The organism is uncultured Clostridium sp. (assembly GCF_937920395.1).
Taxonomy (GTDB): Bacteria; Bacillota; Clostridia; order Clostridiales; family Clostridiaceae; genus Clostridium_AD.
The window spans coordinates 1-10,889 of the sequence record NZ_CALEVF010000380.1 but is presented as its reverse complement, the minus strand read 5'-3'; the positions used below and the strand labels follow the sequence as shown (position 1 = coordinate 10,889).

The following is a 10,889-nucleotide window of genomic DNA, read 5'->3' as shown; positions in this document are numbered from 1 at the left end:
CCTAACGGCTTAAAAGTTAGGCGGTTCAATGATTGCAGAATTGCGCAATCGGCTATTGTATATACATTTAAAGGGAGGTATTATATATGCTTTTTAAGACAATGGAGCAACATGAAGAATTGAGGATTAAGATTAGAAAATTTGCCGAGGAGGAAGTTAAACCTATTGCATTTATGTTAGATCAGGAAAATAAATTTCCTATGGAAATTATTAATATATTAGCTGATATGGGTATGATGGGGATTCCATATTCAAAAGAGTATGGCGGAGCCGGATTTGACATAATAAGTTATGCAATTGCCGTTGAAGAATTGTCAAGAGTGGATGGTGGTACCGGTGTTATTCTCTCAGCACATACATCACTAGGTTCTTACCCAATTTCAGCTTTCGGAACAGAAACTCAGAAACAAAAATATTTGGTTCCACTAGCAAAGGGAGAGAAACTTGGCGCATTCGGTCTTACTGAGGAAAATGCAGGAAGTGATGCGGGTGGTACGGAAACAACTGCAATACTTGAAGGTGATTATTATATTTTGAATGGTGAAAAAATCTTCATCACAAACGCAGGCAAGGCTGATATTTACATTGTTTTTGCAGTTACAACGCCGGATATAGGTATTCGTGGCATAAGTGCATTTATTGTAGAGAAAGGACTAGAAGGTTTTAGCTTTGGTAAACATTATGATAAGATGGGTATTCGCTCTTCTGCTACTGCAGAACTTATTTTTAATAACGTGAAAGTGCCAAAAGAAAATCTATTAGGCATTGAGGGTAAAGGTTTCAAGATTGCTATGTCCACTTTAGATGGTGGACGTATTGGTATTGCAGCTCAGGCTCTTGGCATCGCACAAGGTGCTTATGAAAATGCATTGGAGTACTCAAAAGAAAGAGTGCAATTTGGTAAACCTATCTGTCAACAACAAATTATTGCTTTTAAATTGGCTGATATGGCGACGAAACTTCGCGCAGCTAGATTGCTTGTTTATAGTGCAGCAGAGCTTAAAGGAAATCATGAGAATTACAGTATGGAAGCTGCTATGGCAAAACAATATACTTCTGATGTTTGCCTTGAAATTGTAAATGACGCACTTCAAATATTTGGTGGTAACGGCTATTTGAAAGGTATGGAAGTTGAGCGTGCTTACAGAGATGCTAAAATTTGCACAATATATGAAGGCACTAATGAGATTCATCGCATTGTTATTGCTGCTAACATCATAGGTAAAATGCCAAAAAACGAGAACACAGTTAAAGTTACTAAGCGTGGGCCTGCTACAGGTTACCGAAAAAAAATAATTTTCAGCGTTGGAACTTCCAGTGAAAAAGTAGATGCTCTTGTGGAAGCTCTTAAGAAAGACAAATATGATTTTACAATTGGGATACCAATTGACACTCCTATTACTAAGGCTGAAAGAGTAGTCAGCGTAGGCCTAGGAATTGGTGAAAAGAAAAATATGAAACTTATAGAAGAATTGGCAGTTCAAGCTGGTGCAGCTATAGGTTCTTCCCGTCCGCTTGCTGAAACGCTAAAATATCTACCACTAAACCGTTATGTTGGTATGTCTGGTCAAAAATTCAAAGGAAATCTTTATATTGCTTGCGGTATTTCAGGTGCAGGTCAGCATTTGAAAGGTATAAAGGATGCAAGTACAATAGTTGCTATAAATATTGATCCTAATGCTAAAATTTTTAAAAATTCAGATTATGGTATTGTTGGGGATATGATGGAGATATTACCACTTCTAACTGCTGCTTTAGATAATGGGCAGGCAAAGAAAGATGCTCCACCAATGGTGAAGATGAAATCAACAGCACCAAAGGTAGTTGTTCCAACTTGGAAACATTGTGTATGTAATGGTTGCGGTTATGAATACGATCCTGGCATGGGTGATGATGAAGGAGAAGTAGTTCCAGGAACTCTCTTTGAAAATATACCTCAGGAGTGGACTTGCCCTGCTTGCGGTGAAGAAAAAGATATGTTTATAGAAGTCTAATCATTATAATAATTAAATACAACAATAAATTTTTACTGTAAGGGAGGATTATATCTATGTATTGTGTGAGAAAAATAACTGAGGACCTGTATTGGGTTGGTGGAAACGATCGTCGTCTTGCTCTTTTTGAAAACATACATCCCATACCAAAGGGTGTTTCATATAATTCTTATCTACTAATGGATGATAAAACAGTGCTATTTGATACAGTTGATTGGTCGATTGGCCGTCAGTTTATTGAAAATATTAATGCAGTTTTAGGAAATAGATCTTTAGATTATATGGTAATTAACCATATGGAGCCAGATCATGCAGCGTGTATTGAAGAGATAATTATTAGGTATCCGGGCGTAAAGATTGTATGCAGCAAAAAGGCTTCATTGTTCATGCATCAGTTTGGTTTTGATATTGACGGCAAAGTAACTGAAGTTAGTGAAGGTGACGTTATGTCATTTGGGAAACATGTTGTAACCTTTGTGTCTGCGCCAATGGTACATTGGCCAGAAGTCATGGTAACATTTGATACTACGAATGGAGTACTATTTTCAGCAGATGCTTTCGGCTCTTTTGGGTCACTCGATGGTAAACTATTTAATGATGAGATTAATTTTGACAGGGATTGGATTGATGATGCTAGAAGATATTATACAAACATTGTAGGTAAGTATGGGCCTCAGGTTCAAGATCTATTAAGGAAGGCTGGCACTATTGACATAAAGACTATCTGTCCACTACATGGACCGGTATGGCGTAATAATTTAGGGTACTTTTTAGATAAATATGACAAGTGGAGTAGATACGCACCTGAGGAAAAAGGTGTAATGATCGTTTATGGAACAATGTACGGCAATACTGAAGCCGCTGCAAACGACTTAGCAACAAGACTCGTGGAAAAGGGAATAACCAATGTTGTAATGTACGATGTATCCAAAACCCATGTATCATATTTAATTTCTGAGACTTTTAGGTATAGTAATATAGTTATCGCCTGCGTAACCTACAATTTGAAGATATATCCACCAATGCTTTCTTATATAATGGATATGAAAGCATTAAATCTTCAAAAACGAACGTTTACTCTTATAGAAAATGGTTCATGGGCTCCTCAATCTGGTAAGTTGATGCGTGAACTATTGGAAGAGATGAAAGAAACGATTATTTTAGACAATGAAATGTCGTTGAACTCTAATATGAAAGTTGATGATATAGATTCAATGGAGTCTATTGCTGATAGTATTATTAAGTCAATGAATTAATTTTATAAAAACATAAATTGGGGACCTACTCATGAATAAAATTCGTGAGCATGTCCCTTTTGTTGTAAATTAGATGGTATATTATTCAAATATTGATAATTATGAGACAGATAAACCATCATTTTATCATTTTAACTTTCCTTATGTTCTTATTTTTGTTACAATTAGGTATAATATGCTATATTGTTTTGTTTTTATTAACTTAATATTAATATTACTATTAAATAAATTATAAAGGGGTATTATAAAATGGAAATGATATTATTAAAAAACGATTTTAATGGTGCTTTAAATGCTTTATTAGAAAATATGGTTGACAATCATATTAAACAATGCAAAGGGAAATATCCGACAGAAACTAAAGCAGAATTTAAAGTCGACATTTCATCTAATGAAGACTTAACAAAGGAACTTGCGAATATAAAAGAAATGATAAGTAGGGATTTATCCTCAAAAGAAATAGTTATATTTAAGTACCTATTTAATCACAGCTTAACAAGAAAATTATATTCAAGTGATAAAATTGTTACGATACATAAACACAACCTAAAAGAATGGGAAATATACGGATTAGGCAATTGTTTGGAGGTATATGTTAATAATGAAAATTATGTTGCAGTTAAATGTGAACTAGGAATAATTTATTTATTAGTAGAAGGAAAAATCGGTGAAGACAGATATATTTCAGTATCCACGCAAAAGAGAGATGCAATTTCAGACAATGTATATCAAATTGAATCTGGCGTACAAGTTGCAAATATAGATATAAGTGCATCAGAGGGTACCATTACATTTACTAATGGAAAAGAACTGCATATAAAGCTAAATAGAGATAGTGAACTTGTAGATAGCGCTAATTATAATAGTACAGTAAAAAGTATTATAACTGAATTTAAGTAAGATAAAGTTGAATATAGCAGTAAAGTCTTACATTAATTTACTTTTTAGAGTATAAGATAAAAAATCTTTATTTATTTTGAGCAATGTAAAAGTTTACAAAATATTGTTAGTTTAGGTACAAAATCATAACAATGAAATGATATAATAAATTATATTAAAGACCCCCTTTAATATAATTTGAATTATTGAACGAGCCTGCTTATATACAGGCTTATTTATTTTTTTGTAAATAAAACATAACAAAAATAAGCAATACCAATTGTATTACTTTTACTTTGTGGCTATTCCTAATTGTTAATAGTATAATATGTTTATATTATTATAAAATTAGGCAAATATAGGTATAAATTGTAATATATCAAAGATGAGTTGTGGAGGGAAGTAATGACTAAATCTAAAGAATGGGATTGGGAAAAGGTAACAGATGATTTTTGGAATGAACCAAGTGAAGATGTTTATTATTATGTAGATAGGTGGAAAAAAAAGAATTTCGGATGTTTTCTGGACCTCGGTTGTGGACTTGGAAGGCATTCTATTTTATTCGCCCAGAATGGTTTTAATACTTATAGTTTTGATTTATCACGATATGGAATAGATGCTTTAGATAAGAAAGCTAGAGAATTAGGATTAAATATTAAAACAAGTATAGGGGACATTAATAAATTACCATTTAAATCAAGCATGTTTGATTGTTTATTAGCTTATCATGTAATATCTCATACCGATACCAAAGGAATTAAAGTTATTATAAATGAAATTAACAGAGTATTAAAAAGTAACGGGGAGTTTTTTATTACATTATGCTCAAAAAACAGTCCATCATTTACAAAAAATGATTGTCCAAGGATTGATGAAAATACTATTATAAAAACTGAAGAACCTGAACTAAATATTCCACATTATTATTCTGATTTAGATAGTGTTAGAGATTTATTAAAAGATTTCACATTAATTAAAATTAGGCATATACAAGATATTTTTAATGATACAAGTAGCTGGCATTACTTTATTCACGGAATAAAAAAATAATATATTATATGGAAAGCTAAATTGAATATATTTCTTTCTGATGTTTTGATGAAGAAAATATGTAGCATTTTAAACACATGCTACATATCCTCTTCTAAAACAGCCATATTTATAATATCTCGCCACTGCTCATTAACTTTTAAAACTTTTGGGGAATAACCTTCTCTTGAAAAACCAGCTTTTTCTAAAACTCTTAAGGAACCTATATTTTCTGGTTCTACACCTGCCGTAATTCTATGAAGATGTAGTGTCTTAAATGCTATCTCTAAAGAAAGTAAAACCGCTTTTGTAGCATAGCCTTTTCCAGTATATTTTTCTGATATATTGTAACCTATCATAGCCGATTGAAGTGCACCTCTTTGTACAAAAGCGAAAGCTAGGTAACCTATAGGTATATTACTTTTTTCTAAAAAAATCCCATATGAATAGCTTTCATCATTTTCTATTTTTTTATGAGCACTCCTTATGCTCTCTAATTGTCCATCTAAAGAGTAATAAGAGTCAGCTAGTTTTATTGGTGCCCATTTCTCAAAGTATTCTTTATTATCAATATTCATCTTTAATAATGCCAAAGCATCTTCATCTATTAGTTCTCTCACAACAAGATTTTCCATTTTATATCACTCCCAAAATTAAGTTATATAGTTATAATCAATTCTATCTATAGTTTATATAGCATATATTAGCATATGCTCAAACTTATATCTACATATTTTTTACAAAGTTTGTTTTATATTTTATAATAATAGATAAAATATTTATATTCATTTTGCGAATATAAAGGAAATTTATGAATGTTTGTAGAATTATGTAAAGGTAACATATTATAAAAATATAGTACAGATATTATTAATGGGTTACGTAACGATCAAAATTTAAAGGCTCTACTTATATTAATAGTTTTGTAAATATATATTATAAGAGGTGAAAATAATGAAGACTATAGTAATATACAAATCAAAAACAGGTTTTACAAAAAAATATGCAGAGTGGATTGGTGAAGCATTATCAGCGGATATTTTTGATGTTTCTAAGGTTGATATAAATATAGTTACCGACTATGACACCGTAATTTATGGTGGTAGTTTATATGCTGGTGGTATCATTGGAGTAAAATATATAACAAAAAATCTTGATAAAATTAAAGGCAAAAAAGTTGTTGTTTTCGCAACTGGAGCTTCACCCTCAAGTGATGAAGTAATTCGTGAAGTAAAAGATAAAAATTTTACTTTACAGGAACAAAAACATCTACAGTTTTTTTATTTAAGAGGTGGTTTTGATTATAGTAAAATTAATCCTTTTGATAAAGCACTTATGACATTACTAAAGTGGAAGATTAAGATGAAAAAAGAATTAACACCTGAAGCCAAGGGTATGTTAGCCATGTATGACAAGCCTATAGATTTTACACTGAGAAAGAATATAGACGAAATAATAACTTATGTTAATTCAAAATAGGAAGGGAAGTGAATATTTAGTGGGTTTGTATACTTATAGTACACTCTCTCACTAAAGATAATCTATGGAAAACAAACTTAAATACCGATTAATTACTGGAAAAGATGATGCAACTTTTTGTAAGAGAATTTCTGAATTACTTGATGAAGGTTATAAATTATATGAAGCTCCTTCATGTACTTTTAATGGGCAAGATGTAATTGTGGCACAAGCTTTAATTCTTAATGAATGTGATAACCTAGATATTGGATTCAAAAGAACAGTGAAATTATGAAAATAGTTGTACTTGCAGGGGGATTAAGTCCAGAAAGAGATGTTTCATTATCTTCTGGAAGTCAAATTGCTAATGCTCTTAGAGAAGCTGGTCACCATGTATTATTATTAGATGTATATGAAGGTTTAAAAACAAATGAAAGTGAATTTGAAAGTTTATTTAAAGATAACATTACTGGAAAACCATATTATTATAAAGTTAAAGGTATTGAGCCTGATTTAAATGAAATAAAGAGAAAAAGCAACAATGGTGACTCTCTTATAGGGAAAAACGTACTATCTCTTTGCATGTTTGCTGATGTTGTTTTTATAGCGCTACATGGTTCAATGGGTGAAAACGGTCAAATACAGGCAAGTTTTGATTCAATGGGAATTAAATATACTGGAACTGGCTACATTGGAAGCCTACTTGCAATGGATAAGGATCTAACAAAGAAACTGTTACAACAAGCAGGTATTCCTACAGCTAAATGGTTAACTATTAATAAAAATCAACTGTCAATAGAATATATAGTAAAAACAATCGGTATCCCTTGTGTAGTAAAACCTTGTAGTGCTGGGTCAAGTATAGGTGTATCAATTGTTAATAATATTGAGGAGCTTAAAACAGCAATTAATATAGCTAATAAAATTGAATCAAGTCTACTTATTGAAAAAATGGTAGTGGGTAGAGAGTTTTCTGTAGGTTTATTACAAGGAAAAGCGTTACCTGTTATTGAAATAATACCTAAAGAAGGATTTTATGATTATAAAAATAAATACCAAGCAGGCTTGACTCAGGATATATGCCCTGCAAATCTTTCTCAATATGAAACATTGAGAATTCAAACTCTAGCATTAAAAATAAATGAAACTTTAAGACTTGGAACATACTCTAGAATTGATTTTATTTTAGATGAGAAAGAAGAATTTATATGTCTCGAAGCTAATACACTTCCAGGAATGACCCCTACAAGCCTAATTCCTAAGGAAGCTTTAGCAAATGGTATTTCATATATAGAATTGTGTAATATCATTGTTAATGCTAAAACAAAATAGTACCTGCCTATGTTAAGTACATTTCATAAAAAAAAATCACTAATATTATAGGATATTGGTGATTTTTTTACTGTTAATTTTTAGAGGTGTCACAGATAATGTTTTGTATATAATTGTAATATACACAATATTTAATGGGTTAAATGGTTGACACCGTTTACCAAAGTATAGTAAACTAGAAATAATCGAAATCAAATGAAATGAAAACGAACGCAAACGAACATATATAAACCTTGGTTTCTGAAATATTATAAAAAAGGGATGGAAGATATGACCAAGAAAATAAATCTAATTAAAAGACTAATTATATTTTTTGTAGGAATGAGTATTATACAGATTGGAGTCGCTTTGTTTTTAAAAACTAATATAGGGTCTGATCCCTTTACTTTATTCACTCAAGGATTAGCCTTTTTATTAAATAAAACACCCGGAAATGCTAATATGATTATTTTATTCGTATTATTTTGTATAATACTTCTAGCTGAAAGACGTCGTATTAAGATAGGAACAATTATATGTGTTATTGGAGTAGGGCCCATTATTGACCTTGGAGTAAAGGCTGTTTCATTTTTGCCAATAACATCTTTAAATATTGGTATAAAAATACTTTTAGTTGTAATTGGTTGTGCTTTAATTGCAATTGGCTTTTCTATACTTAAGGCAAGTGAACTGGGTGTTGCACCAAATGATATTATTCCATTTATCATAAAAGATAAAACTAATTTAGAATATCGTTGGATTCGTATGGGATTAGACGCTAGTTTTTTAATAATGGGATTTGCACTCGGTGGAGTATTGGGAATAGGTACAATAATATCTGCATTATTAATAGGTCCATTCATACAATTTTGTCTTCCATATGGAGAAAAGTTTGTGAATAATATTGTTAAAAACCAAACTGAAGATGAAAATGTGCTTGAAAACGAAGAAAGTGTATCTTTAAGGGCTTAAATTATAATAAAACCAATGAATAATAATTGGATTTAGGAGGCGTATTTTGAATAAAATACTATGTATTGGTGAATTGTTAATTGATTTTATTTGTTCAGATATTAATAGTGGATTAACTAAAGGAGAAAATTTTGTAAAAAAAGCAGGGGGTGCACCAGCGAACGTATCAGCAGCTATATCAAAGTTAGGAGGCCAAGCTTATTTTGCAGGGAAAGTTGGTAATGATAACTTTGGTATGTTCTTGAAAGAAACATTAGAGGACGCCGGAGTAGATACATCTATGCTTATACTTGATAAAAATTCTAAAACTACTTTAGCGTTTGTATCGTTAAATGAGGATGGAGAAAGAGATTTTATTTTTAATAGAGGTGCAGATGAATTATTAACTTTAGATGAGCTAGATGGTGATAAGCTAAAAGCTTTTAAAATAATACATTTTGGTTCTGCGACTGCACTTTTAGGCGGGTCTTCAAAAGAAACTTATTTAAAAGCTATGGAGCTAGCTTTCAAAAATAATGTTTTTATTTCTTTTGATCCTAATTACAGAATAGATTTGTGGAAAAATAGATTAAGTGACTTTGTAGAAATATCAAAATAATGTCTCAAATATTCAGATTTTGTAAAAGTAAGCGATGAAGAAATAAGAATAATTTCAGGTAAAGAGAATTTAGATGAAGGTGTTAAGTTGTTTCATAGCTTAGGTGCAAAAGTTGTAGCCGTTACACTTGGAGATGCAGGTACATTAATTTCTACAAATGAAGGAAGTAGCATAATCAATAGCATAAAAATTAAATGTATTGATTCAACAGGAGCTGGTGATGCATTTGTAGGTGCGTTTCTTTATAAATTATCACAGTTGAAAAATCCAAAATCATTCATAGATAATTCTAATATTATAAAAGACATAATACTTTTTAGTAATAAAGTTGGAGCTATTACATGTACTAAACTAGGAGCTATAGCTTCTTTACCAACACTAGAAGAAGTGCAACTGTTAAAATAGTTTAAATACGTAACAAAATAAAAAGCACACTTGGACAAAGTTATATTTTTGCACAAGTCTGCTTTTTATTTTACTAAACAATAGGATTATAGATAATATATAAGCGTTTTTATTCTTGATATATTAAACTAACTTTGGCTAGTAACTACTAATCTGGAATAACGATTACAGATACTTTAGAATTTCTAACAACTTTACTTGTTACAGAACCAATTATTCTATATAAACCTTTTTTACTACACTTTGTCATTACTATTACGTCATAACTTTCTTTTTCTGATTTTTTTAATATTTCATCTCCAGCATATCCCAAAATTGAAAATTCCTCAACTTCATATCCTTCTAGTTCCTTTATTGCTTTATCTAAAATTAATTTGCTATCATTTGTTAAATAGTCAAATTCGTTTGGAATCGGCATTGGAATCATCATATCGTCAGTTAAAATTATCTCCATTACATTCATTAATGTAACAGAAATATCCTCCTTATTAAAAAAACCTTTTAAAAATTTAATAGAGTGCATGCTTCTTTCTGTACCATCTAATGGAACTAAAACTTTTATTTTTTTCATATTCACCGCCACCTTAATTTATTTATATGTACAATGTAATATTAACACATATTACTAAGAAAGTTAAATGTAGAGAAATCAAATGAAAATTCCTCATATTGTAGTTAAATTTAAATATTTGTATATTTCTTAAAAACACCCCCATATCTAATGATATGGGGGTACTTGCTTTCAGGATATATCTATATTCTGAAAGTAACACAAATGTAATCAGTTTAACTGTAATGAAAACTATCTATTACTTTATAGTAGACTCTTAGTCTTATAGTAATTACAGACAAATGAATCCTATTGTTACCCGTACGTCGGTTGTAGCTAATTAGGATCATATGTTATAAAATTTAAATTTCAAAAGAATATTACCACTCTCGTCCAGAATCATTAGCCATTGAATTAACTGTGCCTTTAGGATATAG

At 30.6% G+C, this 10,889-nt stretch carries 10 protein-coding genes and 1 pseudogene; 9 read left to right on the top strand and 2 right to left on the bottom strand.

Annotated features, from left to right (window positions below; translation table 11 throughout):
• Nucleotides 1–86: 86 nt before the first annotated feature.
• The 4 genes from Q0649_RS22205 (at nucleotide 87) to Q0649_RS22190 (ending at nucleotide 5,179) form a co-directional block, all read left to right on the top strand.
• Entirely contained in the window at nucleotides 87–1,994 is a 1,908-nt protein-coding gene (locus Q0649_RS22205; protein ID WP_298847060.1) for an acyl-CoA dehydrogenase family protein, read from the top strand.
• Between the two features lie 56 nt (nucleotides 1,995–2,050).
• Complete coding sequence (locus tag Q0649_RS22200) at nucleotides 2,051–3,250, top strand: FprA family A-type flavoprotein (RefSeq protein WP_298847057.1); 1,200 nt, start codon at nucleotides 2,051–2,053, stop codon at nucleotides 3,248–3,250.
• Nucleotides 3,251–3,499: 249 nt separating this feature from the next.
• Nucleotides 3,500–4,150, top strand: a complete 651-nt coding sequence (locus Q0649_RS22195) for a hypothetical protein (RefSeq protein WP_298847056.1) — start codon at nucleotides 3,500–3,502, stop codon at nucleotides 4,148–4,150.
• Nucleotides 4,151–4,534: 384 nt separating this feature from the next.
• Nucleotides 4,535–5,179: a class I SAM-dependent methyltransferase gene (locus tag Q0649_RS22190; protein WP_298847055.1), complete on the top strand. Its 645-nt coding sequence runs from the start codon at nucleotides 4,535–4,537 to the stop codon at nucleotides 5,177–5,179.
• A gap of 80 nt (nucleotides 5,180–5,259) precedes the next feature.
• Here the strand turns inward: Q0649_RS22190 and Q0649_RS22185 are convergent, their stop codons facing one another.
• The gene (locus tag Q0649_RS22185; protein WP_298847053.1) at nucleotides 5,260–5,793 is read right to left on the bottom strand and encodes a GNAT family N-acetyltransferase; all 534 of its coding nucleotides are present in this window, start codon (nucleotides 5,791–5,793) and stop codon (nucleotides 5,260–5,262) included.
• Between the two features lie 319 nt (nucleotides 5,794–6,112).
• Between Q0649_RS22185 and Q0649_RS22180 the strand changes: the two genes are divergently transcribed.
• The 5 genes and pseudogenes from Q0649_RS22180 to Q0649_RS22160 all read left to right on the top strand — a co-directional run bounded on the left by Q0649_RS22180 (nucleotide 6,113) and on the right by Q0649_RS22160 (nucleotide 9,902).
• A complete protein-coding gene (locus Q0649_RS22180; protein WP_298847051.1) occupies nucleotides 6,113–6,637 on the top strand; it encodes a flavodoxin domain-containing protein in 525 nt (174 codons plus the stop codon).
• 64 nt (nucleotides 6,638–6,701) lie between these two features.
• A complete protein-coding gene (locus Q0649_RS22175) occupies nucleotides 6,702–6,911 on the top strand; it encodes a DUF1737 domain-containing protein (protein ID WP_298847049.1) in 210 nt (69 codons plus the stop codon).
• On the top strand, nucleotides 6,908–7,948 hold the full coding sequence (locus tag Q0649_RS22170) for a D-alanine--D-alanine ligase (RefSeq protein WP_298847047.1): 1,041 nt from the start codon (nucleotides 6,908–6,910) through the stop codon (nucleotides 7,946–7,948). Before Q0649_RS22175 ends, Q0649_RS22170 begins: the two co-directional genes overlap by 4 nt.
• Before the next feature lie 270 nt (nucleotides 7,949–8,218).
• Entirely contained in the window at nucleotides 8,219–8,899 is a 681-nt protein-coding gene (locus tag Q0649_RS22165; RefSeq protein WP_298847044.1) for a YitT family protein, read from the top strand.
• Nucleotides 8,900–8,945: 46 nt separating this feature from the next.
• Nucleotides 8,946–9,902: pseudogene (locus Q0649_RS22160) on the top strand (carbohydrate kinase).
• Nucleotides 9,903–10,050: 148 nt separating this feature from the next.
• Here the strand turns inward: Q0649_RS22160 and Q0649_RS22155 are convergent.
• On the bottom strand, nucleotides 10,051–10,473 hold the full coding sequence (locus Q0649_RS22155) for a universal stress protein (protein WP_298847041.1): 423 nt from the start codon (nucleotides 10,471–10,473) through the stop codon (nucleotides 10,051–10,053).
• Nucleotides 10,474–10,889 lie beyond the last annotated feature (416 nt).

What these genes read in the sequence shown, in the direction of transcription:
- Q0649_RS22205 (WP_298847060.1), top strand. Translation starts at nt 87, where the DNA reads ATGCTTTTTAAGACAATGGAGCAACATGAAGAATTGAGGATTAAGATT.
- Q0649_RS22200 (WP_298847057.1), top strand. Translation starts at nt 2,051, where the DNA reads ATGTATTGTGTGAGAAAAATAACTGAGGACCTGTATTGGGTTGGTGGA.
- Q0649_RS22195 (WP_298847056.1), top strand. Translation starts at nt 3,500, where the DNA reads ATGGAAATGATATTATTAAAAAACGATTTTAATGGTGCTTTAAATGCT.
- Q0649_RS22190 (WP_298847055.1), top strand. Translation starts at nt 4,535, where the DNA reads ATGACTAAATCTAAAGAATGGGATTGGGAAAAGGTAACAGATGATTTT.
- Q0649_RS22185 (WP_298847053.1), bottom strand. Translation starts at nt 5,793, where the DNA reads ATGGAAAATCTTGTTGTGAGAGAACTAATAGATGAAGATGCTTTGGCA.
- Q0649_RS22180 (WP_298847051.1), top strand. Translation starts at nt 6,113, where the DNA reads ATGAAGACTATAGTAATATACAAATCAAAAACAGGTTTTACAAAAAAA.
- Q0649_RS22175 (WP_298847049.1), top strand. Translation starts at nt 6,702, where the DNA reads ATGGAAAACAAACTTAAATACCGATTAATTACTGGAAAAGATGATGCA.
- Q0649_RS22170 (WP_298847047.1), top strand. Translation starts at nt 6,908, where the DNA reads ATGAAAATAGTTGTACTTGCAGGGGGATTAAGTCCAGAAAGAGATGTT.
- Q0649_RS22165 (WP_298847044.1), top strand. Translation starts at nt 8,219, where the DNA reads ATGACCAAGAAAATAAATCTAATTAAAAGACTAATTATATTTTTTGTA.
- Q0649_RS22155 (WP_298847041.1), bottom strand. Translation starts at nt 10,473, where the DNA reads ATGAAAAAAATAAAAGTTTTAGTTCCATTAGATGGTACAGAAAGAAGC.